This is a genomic window from Paenibacillus sp. SZ31 (assembly GCF_012912005.1).
Classification (GTDB): Bacteria; Bacillota; Bacilli; order Paenibacillales; family Paenibacillaceae; genus Paenibacillus.
Genome location: NZ_JABBEA010000006.1, coordinates 37,741 through 55,537, shown reverse-complemented (window position 1 = coordinate 55,537; position 17,797 = coordinate 37,741). Strand labels below are relative to the sequence as shown.

The following is a 17,797-nucleotide window of genomic DNA, read 5'->3' as shown; positions in this document are numbered from 1 at the left end:
CCCGCACTTCTCACTAAACGTATTAATTCGCTTCCAGCTCTGCTGCGGGTGCTTCAACAACCACTTTCCACGCTGTTCCGATCGGAGGCAGGCTGCGTGTCAGCATAGGACTGTAGAACCCAATGACTTTAGTTCCTTTAGTCAGTTCTTCAGCTTTCACCGTCTCTCCTTCGTGGTTCACAAGAAGTGTATCTTTAGCGATATTCAGCACGACATGGTCAGGAGCTGTTTCTGTTAACCGTGTACCTGTGATCTCAATTTGTGAGATGCTGCCCTCAGCTGTTGTTACATTTTCAATCGTACCGGCCGTTCCCAGAACCTCTTTCAATTGTGTTTCAGATTCTGCAGCGTCATCCAGTACAGTGACTTTATAGGTCGGCGTTTGTGGTGGCAGACTGCGTGTTGTAATCTGGGAATGTTCAGCCTCCACGTTCATGCCAATGGTCAGATCGGTTAGTGCAATCTCTTTCCCCTCAACTGAGGTGAATTTAGTCTCATCGCTCAGATTGAGCACAACGCCATCCATGATAGCGCCCCCAATTTGAATCGATCTATATTCACCATTATTCGTGATTTTGGTAATTACACCACGTTCAGTAACCGTCTTCACGTCCTCTTCACTAGAGATCGTCACCTGATTTCCTGTTGTGTTCACTTGTCCATGCAGTACCTTTTCGGCAAAAGAAGCCGGTACATACAATGTGCCACCTGTGATTTCGGGCGCTGTACCCAGCGTGAGCAGCATTTTATTTACGGAATATTGATCCTTGCTTGTGGTTACTTGTGTCCAGAGAACACCTCGTGTCAGCTCTGCGGATTTGTTTTCTTTATTCCATTTCAGTTCAATACCCAGTGCTTCGGTAAGATCACGCAGCGGGATCATGGCTACTTTACCATCCTTGTTCCAATAACCATCGGAGATGGATGCACCATTCACGGATACGTTTACTGCATCAGCTGCATTACTATTCGCTGAAACGGATGTTTGATGGACTGGCTGTGTGTTGTCCAGTGCTGCTGCGTAAGCGGCTCCACCGCCCAGTGCCATGGTTAAAGCCATCAGGGCACTTACTTTTTTCATGTTGTTATTCATCAATAATCATCCCTTCTAATCTGTGTACTGTCGCGGTAAAATCTTCCTTAGGGCCGCGATACATGTTTATAGACGGGACAACTTGATCCATTGTTGCAGTTGGAATGCAATGAATGTAAGCAACATGTTAGTTTAGTTTTGAAATATCGTATGTATTGCAGGTTATCAGCAGCAAGATCAGGTTAATTTCAGGTGAGTGGCCTAACCTTTGTCCTATTTCACATTCAAGTACGAGGAGGAACGAATTAGATGAGTGATATGTTGGTAGCACTCTATCGTTTGCCGGAGCAAGAGAGTGGACTGAGAACGTTGGAGAAATCCTCCATTGTGATTCGAAGAGTCATTGCCCCAGAGAAGCAGCTTGTACTGGATTGGGTGAGGTCACATTTTAGCCAGGCTTGGGTGGATGAATGTGATGTCGCTTTTGCGCGTCAGCCCGTATCTTGTTATATTGCGGTTGAGCATGGGAAAATGATCGGTTTTGCCTGTTACGAAGCGACATGTCGCAACTTCTTCGGCCCGACAGGTGTGAGCCAGGATGCGCGGGGCAAAGGTGTTGGCACAGCCCTGTTACTGGCCTGTATGCATGCGATGAAGGCGGACGGTTACGGATATGCCATTATCGGGTCAGCGGGACCTGTGGATTTCTATGCCCGAACGTTGGGTGCTGTGAAGATCGAAAATTCGACGCCGGGTATTTACGAAGGCATGCTGCGGGCAGACTAGACGATAATGAAGTTGTGGAAAAGGAAGGGAGGATGATTATGAGCAAGAAACAAATGCTACACATTGGAATGATCGGTACGGGGTCTATCTCGGATCTTCATATGAGGTGTTATGCCAAGAACGAGGATGCTGTCATCTATGCGATCTGCGATCTGAACGAGGAGCGGGCTAAAGCTGCGGCACAGAAGTATGATGCTCAATCCGTGTACACCGATTATCGGGAGATGCTGGAGGACCCGCATGTGGATGCCGTCAGTATCTGTACCTGGAACAATACACACGCCGAATTTGCCATTGCTGCACTGGAGGCAGGCAAGCATGTGTTGCTGGAGAAACCGGTCGCAACCAATGTGGAAGATGCGCTCCGGATTGAAGAAGCGGTGAAGAAGAGCGGACGAACGTTTATCGTTGGATTTGTGCGCCGTTATGATAACAATATGCAGATGATGCGCAGATTCATTGATGCCGGGGAGTTTGGTGAACTGTATTATGCCAAAGCCTCCATTCTGCGGCGTCACGGCAATCCAGGCGGTTGGTTCGCTGACAAAAGCCGTTCCGGCGGAGGTCCCCTCATTGATCTGGGCGTACATATCATTGACCAGTGCTGGTATCTGATGGGCAGGCCGAAACCTGTTTCGGTCAGTGGTAATACGTATCGGAAGTTGGGCAATCGTGCCCATATCGAACATCTTTCTTTTTACAAAGCGGCCGACTACAGCGCAGCTGTGAATGACGTAGAGGATATGGCAAATGCGCTCATTCGATTTGAAAACGGAGCTTCGCTGGCGGTGGATGTGAGTTTTACCCTGCATGCACGCGGAGATGAATCATCGGTGAAATTATACGGCGAGCGCGGTGGATTTGAACTGGAGCCGGAGACACTGATCGTCACGGAGAAAAATAACACCATTCTGAATATTGAACCCCAGACGGATAACACGGGTCTCCATATTCATAGTGCATTCCAGAACCAGATTGACCACTTTGTGGATTGTTGCCTTAACGGGACAGAGCCGATCAGTCCAATTGCGGATGGTGTGGCTTCCACGCGCATGTTGTGCGGAATCTACGAATCCGCTGAGAAAGGGCAGGAGATTCGTCTGGATTAAGCACGCTTCAAGTTGCAGTTATGCTTCATATAACAAAAGCATGCGTCTTCCGCGTGATCTGCGGCTACGCATGCTTTTTGGCGTCCTGTCATTTGTTCAGTGGTGAATTCTCGTATCCCGGATCATCGTAATCCGTATCCTGCAGTCTTGGAAGCACGTTCATGCTCTCAATTGCCTGCCGGGTGTCCGGCGTGCCATGGTCATACAAAAAGGTGTACAGCAAGGTCATACCATCCGAAAATTGCTCTGTTGCCTCATCATGGTCTGCCGATTTGTAGGGTACCGGAGCCCGTTGCAAAGTATAGGCATCGTCATCCTCCAGCACCTTCATCAGATCCTTCAATCGGCCCAACTGCCCGTCATCCACCAACACTTCAAAAGGTGTAGATTCGTTCTTTGTTCGTTCAATCAGGTTATGAGTGACCGATACATACAGATGTTGTTTGCCGTCCTGCATAATCCAACCCCCATTCTGAAATGGAAAAAAGACGCTTCTACTGTTAATAAACAGCAAAAAGCGCCCTGAAACGAAGCTATAACGGTATCCTGTTTTGTTTATTTCCCAAATCTCCCCGTTACAGGAACCTGGCGAGTACCGGCCTCCATCGATCCTGAACATAGAGGGCAGGCAGGTGGACCCGATGATGCCTTCTTGGTTGCTTTTGAAGGTACAGCCGGTTTCTGTCTTAGCCACGCTTTGCAGGTGGACGAACTGCATTTCCAGATCGCAACGGTCTCCGTACGCTCAGCATTACCTGAACCTGAAGTGTGCGACTGCGAACTGGAGGAACTCGCAGCGGTCGGACTCACACCCGGAGTGCTGAACGCCTTATGGTTGCGAATTTCACCACTGCCACGCCGTTCACCAAGGCGATCCTCGTCACGTTCGTTGTGGACCTCGTAGTCACGACGGTCACTATGGCTGATGGCACGACGCTGAGCCATATCCCGACCCTCGGAACGAACACTAGAGCCCGAGCGTGTATATTGTCCATTACCTTTACCATATGAAGTCTGACCGCTCGTCCGGCTCTCCTCACGAGGTTTGCGTTTGTCCGGAACTTCCATGCCGAAGGCTTCAAGCAGGAAGCGGGACACATCCGCTGGCTTTCCGTGATGACTTGCCGGTGAGGTGACATACAAGTACTGCTTGGCCCGTGTGATAGCAACGTAGGCGAGCCTGCGTTCTTCCTCCAGCGCCATGTCCAGCTCGGCGTCTGTCTGTTGCACAGCAAGCGCAGCTTTCTGATCCTCAGGGATATCCTGGCGCAGTGCTGTACTATGAGGCACAATGCCTTCACTGGCTCCAATCCAGTATACACAAGGGAACTCCAATCCTTTGGCCCGGTGAATGGTCATCAGCTGTACCGCGTCACTGTCCTGTGTACGGCGTAGAGATTCCATCTCACGGTGTCTGCGGGAGAGTTCATCCGCGAATTGAATGAACTCTTCTACCGTTTCGAATTTTTTGACGGCAGCTTCAAATTCATCCAGAGTTTCCAGCATCGTTTCCTTATAATGGGTGAAGATGCTGGGATCGCCGCTTTCCATATACTTGTCGTAGAACTGCCTGCGCATCTCCTGAATGGCGATGATGGGCTTTAGTTTGTGCAGTGATTTGATCAGCTTGATGCGTTCCTTGACCTGTTCCTGTTGGAAAGGTTTCAGCTTGTCCCATTTCACCAGATGGATGAGTGGGTATTTCTTGGCTTGTTGTTGCTCGGAGCGTTGAATCCATTCCAGACCCGCATCCCGTGATACATAGAGCGGTCCCAGCGCACTGGGAAGAGCATCCATGGCACGTGGATCAAGAGACAGACGCAGATGATCCATCAGGGGTCTGATGAGAGACTGGTCATAGAACACCGGAGAAGCACCATGCTGTACAAAAGGTACGTCTTTCAACACAAGCTGCTCGAAGACAGCCCGGCTGCTGCTGGCTGTCCGGTGCAGAATCGCAATATCACGATAGGTGTGTTGCCCTTCTTCAACCTGCTGGCACAGCTGGTTTACGACCCACGCGGCTTCTTCCTCCGCATTGGATGGTGTAGCGAAACGAGGCGCATCTCCGCGATTTCCGGCGGCACGAAGCCGTTTGTCACGTCTACGTTTATTACGAGCGACCAGTTCGCTTCCGAGTCCCAGAATGCGTGCATCACTACGATAATTGATATCCAGCGTCACAATGCGTGCGCCGGGGTATACTTTATCGAATTCCAAAATCGATTCCTGGCGTGCGCCATTAAAGGTATAGATCGTCTGGTCATCGTCTCCCACAACCATCAGGTTGCGGTGGGCGGAAGCCAGTTTTTGCACAATTTCATACTGCAGATGGTTGGTATCCTGGAACTCATCTACCATAATGTACTGGAAACGCTTCTGAAGTGGCCCCAGAACAGCAGGATCACGTAGCAGCGCGGCTGCCCGCAGTAAAATATCATCAAAATCCATTTTGCCCCGATCCTGCTTCCAGGCTTCGTAACCTAGCAGGACACGCTTGGCATCACGTTCTTCCTGTGATTTCTCAGGCAGATCGGTGGTTTCCGATCCTTGCATCTTCCATGCGGACAGCATCGCCAGCAGACTTTCAGGCTGGAAGGCCTCACTCATGCCGTTTTGGCGAAGAAGCATCTTCAGCACCGTATGCTGAGCCCGTGACTCGCCAAAGATCTCTTCCTGCACACCGTAATGACGCAATAATGTCAGCGCAAAAGAGTGGAAGGTGCGAGCCTGTACGGCTCTTGCGGCTGCCGGGCGTATACCTGGCAATGCGGCGATCCGGTCTTTCATCTCGGTGGCGGCCTTGTTCGTGAACGTCACCAGCAGGATGCTGCCTGCATGTACGCCACTGACCTCTATGAGGTAGCCGGCTCTTGCAGCCAGCACAGTCGTTTTGCCACAACCAGCTCCGGCGAGCGTAAGAATCGGTCCTCTGCCGTGTCGGACTGCCGAGATTTGTGGTGCGTTTAGTTTGATGCCTGCCTCTTCAAGTAAACGAAAATAAAAGGCATCCTGTTGATCATTGCCCACGAGTTGCCGACTGGTCTCTAGCGGAGCAGACGGGGACTGGGGCAGGGACGCCGCCGGGGTAACCCCAAGCGGACGGGGGTAGAACGTTGAGTTCGGACTTAACATGTTTCATCCACCTCTGTATGCATTCAGGGATAGGACTATCCCGGTTAAAAGTAAACCATTTGCCCTTTTCACAATCGCATTGTAAATTGGTATGATAGAGTTAGTCGCCTAAACAGGCGGTTAAGTATGGCCAAAGCTTCATTATACCCGAACATATGGTCTTGACGAAAGCCCCCGATTTCATCCAGTATCGGTATAAAACGGGCAACTGCACGAGATTACGCAACTTTTTGGCATGATATCGTATAAGTTATAGGCCTGAGCATTTTGCAAGAAGGATGTAATATGCTAATTTACTACTAAATAGAAATGATAATATTGGTTTTGACGGGACAGAGGAGGAATGGTCATGAAACTGCTTCAGCGCATCAAAGACGGAGCGAACAAAGCAACAGAGCGTGCCCAGCACGCCGTTGAGATTGGGAAATTGAACAACCAGATTGTGGGCTTGCAACAGGAACAGGAAGTCCATTTTACAGATATGGGTCGCATCTTCTATGAGGGTTATCGGGCACAGGATATGACGCGTGCGGAAAAAGAGATGGTTGATCTGTCGCAGCTCTGCGACGAATTGCAGGACGAGATTGATGGTCTGCGCAACAAGATTGCACAGCTCAAGAATGAACGGTTGTGCGAATGTGGACACGTCGCTTCCCTGGATGCCAACTTCTGTCCTAAATGCGGACGCAAGTTGGGTGAATTCAAGACACCAGCACCTACAGTAGGTGCTGTAGGAGTCGCAGGAGCCACCACAGCCGCGAGACAGGAGGCAGCTGTAGCTCAAACCCAAACTCCAGAGCCGGACTTCTACGATGCGCCACCTGAATTGGAACTGGAGGAAGACGAGCCGTATCACACGGTCATTCCGTCCATAGCCGATCTGGAGACGGAATCGGAATATAACAGTACCGAGTTTACCCAAGAAGAAAAGGAAGCGTTCGATGCGGAGTGGGAACGTCGCAGAGATGAAGAGATGCAACGGGAACGTGAGCGTCAGCAGGAGTTGGACGAACGCATCCGCTACTGGAAAGAAAATAACCCGATCGTGAATACGGTGGATGTACAGACCGAAGTGTCACGCGAAATGGTGAGTTGTCAGATTTGTGCAGCCGAGCTGCCCAAAGGTTCAAAATGGTGTCCGCGCTGCGGTGCCGAACAGATCTGATCTGATGCAGTAGAAGCTCTGCCGCATCAGTGTGAGGCAGTGTGGGTTGCTGACAGCATGGGGGGACGGGAATATGGACCAACTGCTGCATCATTTGCGTCATCTCGGGTTTACCGAGATGGAATCTAAAATTATGGTGGAACTCGCTCGTCAGGGATCAGCCTCAGGATATGAGGTTGCGAAGCGGCTGGGCGTGTCCCGTTCCAATGTATATGCGACCCTGCAACGGCTGGAACAGCGTGGGTTCTTGCGGTGTAGTCCGGGGGAACCAGCGAAGTATAGTGTGCTGAAGCCTGAGGAGATGACACGCATGATCTCCGATCAAATGCGTACCTCTCTGAATTATGTCCAGAGCAGCATGCCCAAGAGTGAACCAGAGAAACCTGTCTTCTATAACATCGAGGGTGACAAAAATGTGTTTGAGAATCTGAGCCGTGAATTGGCCGAGGCTCAGCATGAGATTGTCGTAGATGTTTGGCGTGAAGAGGCAGAGCTGCTACGTAATGACTTACAGCAGGCTGAAGCTCGCGGTGTGCGGCTGTTATGGTCATGTGATGGTGGCGAAGGCATGATCGATCAGCCCGTTCCTTTGCCGGGATTACCTTTGTACGGCACAGGTAATGGTCGGAAATTCTCCCTGGTGGTGGATCGCCGCTGGTGCATGCTGGGCATGCGCGGTGAATCATGCGCTACACAAGCAGTGGTGACGGAGCATCCGGTAATGACCGGACTGCTGCTGAATCATTTTGCTCAAGAACTGGTGTTGTACGAACTGGAACAGGATATGGGTGAGGAACTGGGGTCCCGCTATGGGCACCGGTACGAAGATCTCTCTGCACGTTACTGGTCTTCTCCTTCAGGAGAGGATAACAAGAGCTAGGCAGATCGATGATTAATCCACTTCTGATGGAGTGAACACGCCAGCACAGGTTATCTTTCTTGATGAACGAATATGTGTGTACATAAAGCAGGCGCTGCCCAGAGGCAGACGCCTGTTTGTGCTGGTTTGAGATATGACAGTGATGTTCGTCACAGCATCTGTTTCCAGTCAAGTCGATAGTAAGGGTATGAAGTTATGCTATTTTTGAGAAAATGAAGCTATGAACATTCGATTGAACGGGATCGGGTTTGAACAGGATTGCAAATGATTCTACATGATCAATTTTTAGGCACGTGATACAGAGCTTCCAGCACGTCCGTATAATAAGCTGTGCCATGGGGCACGAAATCCGTTGCCCGAATCTCGCGAACAATACGTTCCGGTTCATGAGCTGCATGATCGCTTAACGAGTCCTTATGACCGATGGAATGTGGCGGTGATGTCAACGGGTGAGTCTGAACTCCAGTAGCGTAAATGACGTCGATCTCACTACGGAACAAAGCGAGCAGATTAGCCAAAGGCACTTCATACAGGTTATCTACCTCGCTGGGTTGCAGAACGTAGGATTCGAGAGGCTGATTCAGACATAATCCATAGACCGAGCTGAATTCCCGATCTACAAATGGCACACCACGGACCTCTCCTTGGAGTTGCTGTGTAGCCGTGAGTAGATAGGTTAGTGCATCGAAAGATACATGCACACCCAATTCTTCCTCTAGCTCGCGACTTGCGTCTTGCAGTTGCTCACCAGCGGTGAGATGACCTGCTGCTGTAATGTCATAACATCCGGGAAAGGTATCCTTAATATCACGTCGCCGCTGAAAAAGAACCTGTCGCTGCTCGCCTTCGTCACGCACGATCCAGCAGTGGAATGAACGGTGCCAATATCCTTTGGCATGGACCTCGCTGCGTAGCGCTGTACCGATCCAATTTTGCATATTGTCATAAATGTCGAAACGTTCTGGGGTCATGAAACGTATCTCCTTATATAGCAGTTTTTAAAGTTCAAAATTTCACAAAGTATGTTTTAAACGAAAGGGGAACGATCGTATGGAATGCATTGTACACTTTCAGGTGATTTATCCGCAACCTCAGGAGCGTAAAAGTCTTAGAGGACTTATATTTGTAGGGCAAGGTCAGGAACCGGCTAACAGTCAGTTAACCACCATGTTTAAGGATATGGGATTCAATGTACGTTTGGAAGATGAGGCCCAACTGTTGTTCAAGCCATTGGATGCTTCGGCTAACTTTGAATATATTCGTGTAACGGAGCTTGATACCGGAGAAGAAGTTTACAAGGAAGATAAGGATCTGAAGTCGATCCTGGAGCATTTGCTGCCACGCCGTTTCTAGTTTATAAGCATGGGTGCACATGAAATTCATGGGGGAGCACATATAATACATGTATGTTAGGCATAAAAAAAGGCCCCACCTTTACGGTGGAACCCTTCAAACCTTTAAGCTACGCAACGAATTGTTAATGAAGCCCATATGGCTAGCTTTTCATACATAAACTCTAGCACGTGAGAGGTTGTCCCCCGCATCAGGATTTATATCCGTAATTCAACTCGGAGAGTCTTTATACGCTCATTGGGGTTACGCTGGTGCGCCGCTGCCTTCTGCTTCGAGCTCTGAAGTACAGTGCGAGCAGCGGGTAGCCGCAGCCGGAATTTCAGATAGGCAATACTTGCAAGCCTTGGTCGTTTTTTTCGGCTCGGGCTTTTTGTGTTCTTTGCTTTTCAAATAGTTGATGCCTTTCACGAGCATGAAGATACAGAACGCAACGATGAGAAAATCAATCATGACGTTGATGAATTGTCCGTAAGCAATTACCGTAGCGCCAGCTTCATTCGCTTGAGCAAGTGTGGTGATGTCCTGCCCGTTTGCTGTTTTGATATCTCCATCCAGGTTGATGATTTTCTGACTGAAGTCGATTCCACCCATCAGTTTTCCAACCGGAGGCATAATAATATCATTCACAAGGGACGTGACGATTTTACCAAAAGCAGCCCCGATAATGACACCAACTGCCAGATCGATGACGTTGCCGCGGACGGCAAACTCTTTGAATTCGTTAAGTACGCCTTTCATGTCTACATATCTCCTTTGATCAATTCATAATATAGGCCGCGTCTCCATGCATTCTCCGTTCAGATCCGCGCTTCCGTTCTCATATTGTACATAAAAAACGCAATCCAATCACCCCTTGTTTGCAAATTAAGACAAGTTTCCGCAACTTCCATGAAAATACTTCTTTATTTCACGCCGCCGATTGGGTATACTTCTAACATTGTCAGTTATGTTTAACCATTTACATTCAGGTTCGCGATCATACATTGTAACGAATCATGGAGCCAAAAATTAAATATGCCGTTACTCGTATATGTGCAGGAATAGGCCTGCATGTCTCTACCCGATCACCGGAATGATCGGACTACGGGAAAGATGTTGCAATATTTTGTGTGGTTGGAATGAGATCATTCTCAGACAGTTTGACTGAAGAGCAGGTTCAGGTAGCTTCGATCTGTTTCTGAGGAGACTGTTTGGAATTTCTCGCGTCAGGAGTGAACTCCTGTCTTTCTGTTCTTCCATTACACTTGCAGCATCCATACGGCTTGTCCATATACGTACAAGTCCGTCTTTCCCGTCTCCGGTTATTCCGCAGCGTGTGAAAAGGCGGGCTTTTTGTTTTTTTACAGTGATACTGGAGAGGCATGTGGGCTTCTGTGCGGAGGGCATTCAGGGGGAAGAATTGCAATGCAATTGTTAAAAGACAAGGTAAGACAGGAAGGCATTGTCCTGTCCGAGCAAGTGCTCAAAGTGGATTCATTCCTGAATCACCAGATGGACCCGGTTCTGATGAAGGAAGTGGGCAAGGAATTCATTCGCCGCTTTGAAGGCGAGAACATCACACGTGTGCTGACGATTGAATCTTCTGGCATTGCGCCAGGGATCATGACAGCGTTGGAGCTGAACGTACCGCTTATTTTTGCGCGGAAGCAGAAGTCGCTCACACTGACGGAAGACATTCTGGTGGAGAAAGTATATTCCTTCACGAAGCAAGAGACGAATGAAATTACCGTTGCCAAGAAATTCATGAAGCCTGGTGATCGCGTGCTGATCATTGATGATTTCCTGGCGAATGGTGAGGCGGCATTTGGTCTGGCTCGCATTGTAGAGCAGGTTGGAGCTGAAGTGGTTGGTATCGGTATCGTTATTGAGAAAGCATTCCAGCCAGGAGGTCGCTTGCTGAAAGAAGCAGGATACCGTGTGGAATCGCTGGTTCGCATCGGGGCACTGTCGGATGGACAGGTTACATTTGCGGACGAGGAGGGCACGAACTAATATGGCACGCGAACGTATTTTTCAGCGGCATCGGCATCCAATCAAAACCTTCTCACTCGGACTTCAACACGTGCTTGCGATGTATGCAGGAGCCGTCGTTGTTCCACTGATCGTCAGTAACGCATTGGGTTTTACACAGGAACAACTAACCTATCTGATTGCCATCGACTTGCTTGCTTGTGGTGTGGCTACTCTGCTTCAGGTATGGGGAAATAAATACTTCGGCGTTGGGCTGCCTGTCATGCTCGGTTGTGCATTCCAGGCTGTGTCTCCGATGATTCTCATCGGGATAAACAGTGGGGTATCTGCCATTTACGGAGCGATTATTGCCTCAGGATTGTTCGTATTGATCTTCTCCGGTCTATTCGGGAAGCTCATCAGGCTCTTTCCTCCAGTAGTAACGGGTTCCGTTGTGACCATTATTGGTCTGACTCTGATTCCGGTTGCTTTCCACGATCTGGGTGGCGGACAGGGGTCAGAAGATTTCGGTAGCGGAGTGAACTTGTTACTCGGTTTCGGCGTGCTGCTCTTTATCATTCTGATGACTCGTTTCACGACAGGCTTTATCCGTTCCATCTCGGTACTGATTGGTCTGCTCGCAGGTACGATTGCGGCAGGGTTTATGGGTGAAGTTAATTTTGCTCCTATTCGCGATGCAAGTTGGTTCCATGTTGTTCAGCCGTTTTACTTCGGTAGACCGACATTTGAGATTGTACCGATCCTGACAATGATTCTGGTGGCGATTGTCAGCGTGGCCGAGTCTACAGGCGTATTTATGGCTCTAGGCAAAATTATGGACAAGGACCTGTCCTCCAAGGATCTGGCCCGTGGTTATCGTGCGGAAGGTCTGGCTATTGTCTTAGGCGGTATTTTCAACTCGTTCCCATATACAACGTATTCGCAAAATGTAGGACTTGTACAGATGACACGTGTGAAGACACGTGATGTCATTGTGGTGGCTGGTGGAATCCTGGTAGTCATCGGATTTGTACCGAAGATTGCAGCACTCGCACAGCTCGTTCCAGGGGCAGTTCTTGGCGGAGCCATGGTAGCCTTGTTCGGTATGGTGGTCTCCTCCGGTATTCGGATTATCGGCAGTCAGGTTGATCTGAACCGACATGAGAATCTGTTTGTCATTGCTTGTTCTGTAGGTATGGGCCTGGGGGTGACTGTTGTGCCTGAGTTGTTCGCTGGTGCACCGGACTGGGCGCAGATTATGCTCGGTAACGGCATCATTGCAGGTAGCTTCACGGCGATCTTCATGAATCTGCTGTTTAATGGTCTTGGTACCAAAGAAACGGCTGCCAAGATGGCTGAACAACAGGCAGATGCCATCCTGGGAGAGACGGGCAAATCGGCTTAATTAGCTAAATTAGGCTAGGCTTATCATCCAACATGATTGTTATGTTAACTGTTCTGAATAGATGCTTAACAGGATGAACATTGAAGCAGGTCAAGCATGATGATATACAGCATGAATGATTTATGACATACATCATTTATGCTATGAATATTCAATCACATGAACAAGTCCTCTTTACATTGCGAAACACCGAAGATACAGGCTCAACAGAGTCGTGTTTTCGGTGTTTTTTGTTTTTTTATCATCAGCACAGCGTCCAAAGTTGATGATGTACAGGAACAATAAGGGAACAGGACCTTATGCCGGATGTAAGAAGATATTCACCTAATTCGATGGCAAGGCAAGTTGGATGAAGGATAGACTGTTATCATGCACGGGGGCAGCACGAATGAAGTTTCTGGATGTGTTTCGAGGGTTTTCCTTGATAGGTCTAAATGGTTATTGTGCAGGTCATCGCGAGTAATCTTTGGATGCGCTGGTTCCAGTATGGACCACTGGAATGGATATGGAGATGTGGTACCTATTTAAGCTTCATGCCGATTCGTAAAAAGCAAACTGAGCCATGTGTTCATGACACAAGGAGCAAAGGTTAAAAATTTTGCTGATCTTTATATCTCGTTTTCCTCTTAATGATCAAAAGACGATCCACACCCGGTTGAAAGGGGATGGACCATCTTTTCTTTTGGAACACTTGTACCTTTTGCTTGAAGTTACAGGTGACGCATCTGTTTTTCTGCAAAATCGCCAACCCATGGCAGCTTCAACCATTTCCCCTGCAGGCTGGTGACGACCATGATGAGCCAGACCACCACACCGAGCAGGGATAATAGCGATGCCACCAGGGGGCCAAACAACGGAAGAAAGGCCGATAAGACATGCCCGACCATAATGATGCCAAAGACCGTTACGGATTGCAGCGCATGGAATAGCACGAATCGACTCCGCTTCTCTACAGCGAGAAAGACAATTCCACCTACAAAGGTAAACAGATAACAGAGCATACCGGCAATATTTTCATCCAGACCGCTAGACGATTTCATGGGGGACATCCGGTCCAGCCTCCTTTGTCCTTTTTAACTAGGCTATGAAGGAGATGGACAGAACTGAACCGGTTTGACCAAGGAATGTTCCGGATGGACAGAACAAAAGGTAAGACACAATATAGGTAAACAAGTGAGACTATAGATTCATTTCAAAATTTAAGTGCACATACACACATTCAATATGAGACTTTCTACATATTCAAAATATTCCATAAAATTCCGATTTATATGAGTGCGCTATAAACAATATCTTTTTAGGGAGGAAGAAGATTTTTCTAGCGATTGTCTGCCCAATACATAGTGTAATCAAGGAGTGGAAGAATGTTGTATCAGACTGAGCAAGAACACTGTCCGGAATGCGGACATCAGATGGAGATAAATCCAGCGTATATGACCTGGTGCGTGAATTGTAACTGGAACATTTACGGAGAAGGGAATCAAGGGAGAGAATCTGCATCTGAAAAATTGAACAAAGAATCGGGGGAGTATTCCTCTGACCGATTGCTCGAAGCATTCAAGTATAGTATAGATCGAAGTCTCCCCTTCACCAAACAGAGCGTATTTACCTATTCGATTGCGCTTCTCGTTCATTTTTCAACATTAGCCATCTTGGGCGTGGCAATCTATTTCTTTTCAACCAATTCAACATGGCTAGGTATATTAGGTATTGCGCTGCTTTTCCTCTGGATCACAATTATATTGCCATATCGGAAGCGACTTCCGGGCAGGGTGATCTCTAGAGACGAATATCCAGAATTGTGTGGAATGATTGATGAGATTGGTGAGCGCTTGAATGTTCCACCTGTGGATATGGTCATCATTAGCGAAGAATATACCACATACAACCTGCATCTCAAAAGAAAAAAGAGAGTACTTGTCATAGGTATTCCCTTTTTTGCAGCCCTAACGTTACAGGAGAAGATAGCCGCGATCAGTCACCAAATGAGTCAATTTGCACATCCGAACATTTCCAACAGCTCACTGGTCGAGCGAGCCAGGCATGTACTGAATTCTTGGATTGACACCGTTGATCCACAAGACAGCGGTCTGTTATATTGGGTGGTATTTCCACTCATAATACTACGCTTATTGTTATTTGCTATTATAGCCGGTGTCTATTCATTGTTAATCAAAAGCATGCGGAATGAGATGCAGCGAGTATTCTACATCGCAGATCATGAAGCATCAGAGACAGCTGGCAGTGAGGCAGTGTTATCTCTATTTTTGAAGTCCGAGATGGAAGGCCTTTTTGCACATACGGCTGAACAGGTGGCAGAATATCAATATAACAAGGAGCTATATGAGGAGTTTAGAAAACGGATTTCTGCTGTTCCAACTCAAGAGCTCCTTCGTATTCAGCGGGTACAGGAAATGAATGATACTCAAAGCCGTAGCTACCATCCTCCAATGAAGAATCGCATCGGATTGATAAAGGAGCATTGGGCAATGATTCCTGGTTATCGACCTGATGGAGCGAAAGAACGGAGAATTAACGAGGAGTTTCGTCTATTGGAGCAAAGCTCCCAGAAAATTCTGCTGAGTGATCTGAGGGGGAATTAATCAGCACACTTTTAATGGATATCATTGCAAATAAAAACAAGGGCAGTAGCAGCCGAACTATGGCTTGTTCTGCCCTTGTTTTTTGTGGTTCAGCATACTTTAACGTACGAAATCCTTATCCTCCCTTGATCTGCCTGCGAGGGTTTGTGATCTTGCCAATTTTATCGGTGTCGTTTTCTTTGGGCACCAAACGTTCATCGGTACGTCCTTCGTGGTGATTATCAAATGCATATTCCGTCAGTTTCCATTCCGACTTGCCGAGAACGGGATCAGCCGGGAAGTGTTGCCCCCGATGCAGATGTTCCTCACGTCCGGCTTCGTTGATGTAGACTCCGTCTACTTCCACCTTTTCATGCGAAAGGGGCAGCATATCCTGTTCTTTGCGTTCCATGAAACGGCGCCTCCTTTGGATACCAGTAATTTAACTATATGGGTTGTCCGTGATAATATCCCCCGAATAGTTCAGTGTTATGCTGGATATATTAATTCCGTATAGAATGGTGGCAATCATAACATATGATTCGGAATTAAACTTTTTGGGCATGAAAACCGTTATATTTATTAGAGGAAATCGTCAAGTCGTAAGATACTTCCGAATATGATACAATAAGATTATGATTCATTCCGAATCATATCGGGTATTTATAGTGTCAGGTACTTGCTTTCTAGCGAGGTTCCCGACCTAAAGCTTGCTTTAAGCCGCGCACACAACTTCATGGATGGCATTTAAGACTTATTCGGCATTCTCTAAACGGAGCATTCACTTTCAACGTTTTGGGAGGGAATTACAATGGCAACGAAAGGTCACAATGAGGTCAAAGAAAGTTTGAGGGAAATGACTCGGATTTTCCGTCCTAAGGATCCAAAAAAATTCGTGAAGGAGTACGTGAGAAAATACCGGATTACGGGTGGATATGAGGAAGAATTGACTTCTGTGGTTGAGCATGAGCTTGTCAAGATGGATTCTTCCGTGTCCTGAAACAACACACAACTCTGATTATACTGTTCCGATAATGAATAGAACCGTCTCTCGGGCGTTAAGCTCCGGCAGGCGGTTTTTTTTGCGTTCCTGCTGCATATATATGGGAGTACACCTACAGCGGGAAGGATGAATGCATGTGGACCCTATTTTGAAAACCAAAGAAGAGATTGGCTACATGCGGGAAGCAGGACGTATTTTGCGAAGCTGTCACCAGCATATTGAGCAGTGGATGGTCCCCGGTATCACGACAGCAGAAATCAACGAGCGGGTAGAAGAATTTCTCGCAGAACATGGGGCCACACCGGAGCAGAAAGGGTACAAAGGATATCCTTACGCGACTTGTGCCTCCGTCAATGAAGTGGTCTGCCACGGATTTCCGGGTGATGAGGTGCTGGCGAGCGGAGATGTGGTGACCATCGATATGGTGGTAAACAAAGACGGCTGGCTTGCTGACTCGGCCTGGACATATGGAATTGATGAACCAAGCAGATCCGTTCGCAAGCTGATGAGGCGTACAGAGAAGGCGCTTGAGCGGGCCATTGCACAAGCAGTTCCGGGCAACACGCTCGGAGATATTGGAAGTGCCATTGAACGAACAGCGAGACTATATCGATATGGCATTGTGAAGCCCCTCATCGGTCATGGGATTGGTCAGTATATTCATGAACCGCCGAATGTACTGCCTTATGGCAAACGCAGAACGGGCATGATGCTTACCGAGGGCATGGTTATTACCATTGAACCGATCTTTACGAAAGGCAGTTCAGGAGCCGTTGTATGGGATGAGGATGGGTGGACGGTGAGGACGGTGGATGGCAGCTGGGGAGTTCAGTATGAGCACACGGTTGCCATAACCGGAGACGGTCCATTGATCCTGACCAATGGCACGTAAGGTGAGGTCAGTGAAGATGATAAGCTGATTGAGCTACAATTCGAGAGTTCGGAATCAAAATTATTTCAAAATTCTTCAAATGCTCCATGCTGTTAGAGTTTGAATAAAGCAGTATGGAGCGGTATGTATGACTTCCAGGTGAATATGGAAGATGTTATCCATTAAATTGAATCTTTCTTTTGCATAATCCCGCATGTTTTCAGTGTGAGAAAAACCGCCAATAAATCAAGTTTCATCACCGAAATTTGGCAAAAATTTTCAAATGTAGAGAGTAATATTTTTAACTGAAATCGTTTACAAATCAAGTTACAGAGCGGTTTTTTACATAAAGTGAACAATTTGTGAACATGTGTCCAAAGATTGACAAAATCATACCCTCAACTTATATTTAATAAGTGATTGAAGCATATAGAATGAATTGGAAGAATGCGCAGACATGCCCTGAGCAGGAAATGACGGGAGTACTGGAAGCGTTATTTTTGTAAGCGTTCTGTATGACGAAGA

Annotated in this window: 18 protein-coding genes and 1 riboswitch; of the genes, 11 read left to right on the top strand and 7 right to left on the bottom strand. The window is 47.7% G+C overall.

The genetic code is table 11. The features are described 5' to 3' along the window. Window positions 1-22: 22 nt before the first annotated feature. A complete protein-coding gene (locus HF638_RS14015) occupies window positions 23-1,093 on the bottom strand; it encodes a copper amine oxidase N-terminal domain-containing protein (protein WP_169480753.1) in 1,071 nt (356 codons plus the stop codon). A gap of 249 nt (window positions 1,094-1,342) precedes the next feature. Here HF638_RS14015 and HF638_RS14010 point away from each other — a divergent pair, with 249 nt between their 5' ends. Then, a complete protein-coding gene (locus HF638_RS14010) occupies window positions 1,343-1,819 on the top strand; it encodes a GNAT family N-acetyltransferase (protein ID WP_169480752.1) in 477 nt (158 codons plus the stop codon). Between the two features lie 38 nt (window positions 1,820-1,857). Further along, window positions 1,858-2,928 (top strand): Gfo/Idh/MocA family protein, encoded by a 1,071-nt coding sequence (locus tag HF638_RS14005; protein ID WP_169480751.1) that lies wholly within the window; start codon window positions 1,858-1,860, stop codon window positions 2,926-2,928. 88 nt (window positions 2,929-3,016) lie between these two features. Here the strand turns inward: HF638_RS14005 and HF638_RS14000 are convergent, their stop codons facing one another. Both HF638_RS14000 and HF638_RS13995 read right to left on the bottom strand, forming a co-directional pair. Continuing rightward, entirely contained in the window at window positions 3,017-3,385 is a 369-nt protein-coding gene (locus tag HF638_RS14000) for a hypothetical protein (RefSeq protein WP_169480750.1), read from the bottom strand. 98 nt (window positions 3,386-3,483) lie between these two features. Next, window positions 3,484-6,063, bottom strand: a complete 2,580-nt coding sequence (locus HF638_RS13995) for a UvrD-helicase domain-containing protein (protein WP_169480749.1) — start codon at window positions 6,061-6,063, stop codon at window positions 3,484-3,486. A 349-nt stretch (window positions 6,064-6,412) separates the two neighbouring features. Between HF638_RS13995 and HF638_RS13990 the strand changes: the two genes are divergently transcribed. Together HF638_RS13990 and HF638_RS13985 are read left to right on the top strand one after the other, a co-directional pair. Then, the gene (locus tag HF638_RS13990) at window positions 6,413-7,228 is read left to right on the top strand and encodes a zinc ribbon domain-containing protein (RefSeq protein ID WP_169480748.1); all 816 of its coding nucleotides are present in this window, start codon (window positions 6,413-6,415) and stop codon (window positions 7,226-7,228) included. A gap of 73 nt (window positions 7,229-7,301) precedes the next feature. After that, window positions 7,302-8,108, top strand: coding sequence for a TrmB family transcriptional regulator (locus tag HF638_RS13985; RefSeq protein WP_169480747.1), 807 nt, complete (start codon window positions 7,302-7,304; stop codon window positions 8,106-8,108). Between the two features lie 278 nt (window positions 8,109-8,386). On the opposite strand, the gene HF638_RS13980 is transcribed toward HF638_RS13985, so the two are convergent. Then, a complete protein-coding gene (locus HF638_RS13980) occupies window positions 8,387-9,079 on the bottom strand; it encodes an NUDIX hydrolase (RefSeq protein WP_169480746.1) in 693 nt (230 codons plus the stop codon). Between the two features lie 79 nt (window positions 9,080-9,158). Here HF638_RS13980 and HF638_RS13975 point away from each other — a divergent pair, with 79 nt between their 5' ends. Continuing rightward, the gene (locus HF638_RS13975) at window positions 9,159-9,461 is read left to right on the top strand and encodes a hypothetical protein (protein ID WP_169480745.1); all 303 of its coding nucleotides are present in this window, start codon (window positions 9,159-9,161) and stop codon (window positions 9,459-9,461) included. Window positions 9,462-9,704: 243 nt separating this feature from the next. On the opposite strand, the gene mscL is transcribed toward HF638_RS13975, so the two are convergent. Further along, window positions 9,705-10,199: a large conductance mechanosensitive channel protein MscL gene (gene mscL, locus HF638_RS13970; protein WP_169480744.1), complete on the bottom strand. Its 495-nt coding sequence runs from the start codon at window positions 10,197-10,199 to the stop codon at window positions 9,705-9,707. Window positions 10,200-10,465: 266 nt separating this feature from the next. Next, a riboswitch (purine riboswitch) is annotated at window positions 10,466-10,565 on the top strand. 300 nt (window positions 10,566-10,865) lie between these two features. On the opposite strand from mscL, the gene HF638_RS13965 reads away from it, so the two are divergent. The 3 genes from HF638_RS13965 to HF638_RS13955 all read left to right on the top strand — a co-directional run bounded on the left by HF638_RS13965 (window position 10,866) and on the right by HF638_RS13955 (window position 13,409). Then, on the top strand, window positions 10,866-11,453 hold the full coding sequence (locus tag HF638_RS13965; RefSeq protein WP_036613196.1) for a xanthine phosphoribosyltransferase: 588 nt from the start codon (window positions 10,866-10,868) through the stop codon (window positions 11,451-11,453). A gap of 1 nt (window position 11,454) precedes the next feature. After that, on the top strand, window positions 11,455-12,816 hold the full coding sequence (locus tag HF638_RS13960) for a nucleobase:cation symporter-2 family protein (RefSeq protein ID WP_169480743.1): 1,362 nt from the start codon (window positions 11,455-11,457) through the stop codon (window positions 12,814-12,816). Between the two features lie 434 nt (window positions 12,817-13,250). Next, the gene (locus HF638_RS13955) at window positions 13,251-13,409 is read left to right on the top strand and encodes a DUF418 domain-containing protein (RefSeq protein ID WP_169480742.1); all 159 of its coding nucleotides are present in this window, start codon (window positions 13,251-13,253) and stop codon (window positions 13,407-13,409) included. Window positions 13,410-13,526: 117 nt separating this feature from the next. Here the strand turns inward: HF638_RS13955 and HF638_RS13950 are convergent, their stop codons facing one another. Further along, window positions 13,527-13,865, bottom strand: a complete 339-nt coding sequence (locus tag HF638_RS13950) for a DUF4870 domain-containing protein (protein ID WP_062837331.1) — start codon at window positions 13,863-13,865, stop codon at window positions 13,527-13,529. 315 nt (window positions 13,866-14,180) lie between these two features. On the opposite strand from HF638_RS13950, the gene HF638_RS13945 reads away from it, so the two are divergent. Next, window positions 14,181-15,419, top strand: a complete 1,239-nt coding sequence (locus tag HF638_RS13945; protein ID WP_169480741.1) for a hypothetical protein — start codon at window positions 14,181-14,183, stop codon at window positions 15,417-15,419. A 115-nt stretch (window positions 15,420-15,534) separates the two neighbouring features. On the opposite strand, the gene HF638_RS13940 is transcribed toward HF638_RS13945, so the two are convergent. Further along, window positions 15,535-15,810 (bottom strand): transposase, encoded by a 276-nt coding sequence (locus HF638_RS13940; RefSeq protein ID WP_169480740.1) that lies wholly within the window; start codon window positions 15,808-15,810, stop codon window positions 15,535-15,537. Between the two features lie 399 nt (window positions 15,811-16,209). Between HF638_RS13940 and HF638_RS13935 the strand changes: the two genes are divergently transcribed. Both HF638_RS13935 and map read left to right on the top strand, forming a co-directional pair. Then, a complete protein-coding gene (locus HF638_RS13935) occupies window positions 16,210-16,398 on the top strand; it encodes a hypothetical protein (RefSeq protein ID WP_017690840.1) in 189 nt (62 codons plus the stop codon). A 133-nt stretch (window positions 16,399-16,531) separates the two neighbouring features. Next, the gene (gene map, locus HF638_RS13930; RefSeq protein WP_169480739.1) at window positions 16,532-17,293 is read left to right on the top strand and encodes a type I methionyl aminopeptidase; all 762 of its coding nucleotides are present in this window, start codon (window positions 16,532-16,534) and stop codon (window positions 17,291-17,293) included. Window positions 17,294-17,797: the final 504 nt, after the last annotated feature.